The organism is Parasulfitobacter algicola, from assembly GCF_013315265.1.
GTDB lineage: Bacteria > Pseudomonadota > Alphaproteobacteria > Rhodobacterales > Rhodobacteraceae > Parasulfitobacter > Parasulfitobacter algicola.
In genome coordinates, this window is sequence record NZ_JABUFE010000063.1 from 1 (window position 1) to 344 (window position 344).

General features: G+C 54.1%; 1 pseudogene. It reads right to left on the reverse strand.

The window, feature by feature from the left end:
• Positions 1–68 precede the first annotated feature (68 nt).
• A pseudogene (locus tag HRQ87_RS20040) lies at positions 69–293 on the reverse strand (transposase); the annotation flags it as partial.
• Positions 294–344 lie beyond the last annotated feature (51 nt).

Consider the following 344-nt stretch of genomic DNA (forward strand, 5'->3'; position numbering starts at 1 on the left):
TCATGGCAAATGCCTTGCTACGCGGCAATCGAATGTGGACCGAAACTCGGCCTTGACCAAGACGGATACTCCTCCTTCAGGAGCCGGTTCTCCCGTCGAAGGCGTTCATTCTCTTGAGCGAGGCTCAAATCCTCTTTGGAAACCAAGCCTGTGTCTCGGTGCGCCGTAATCCATTTGTTCAGTGTCGACATCCCGACACCTAGATCGTCAGCCACCTGTTTCCGCGTCAGCCCGCTGGTTAGCGCGATCCGCACTGCATCTTGGCGAAATTCGTCCGTCCGTTTCAGTCCCATAGTTCGTCTCCTTTGTTGCAGTAAATGCTATCAAAGGAGCGGCATCAAACC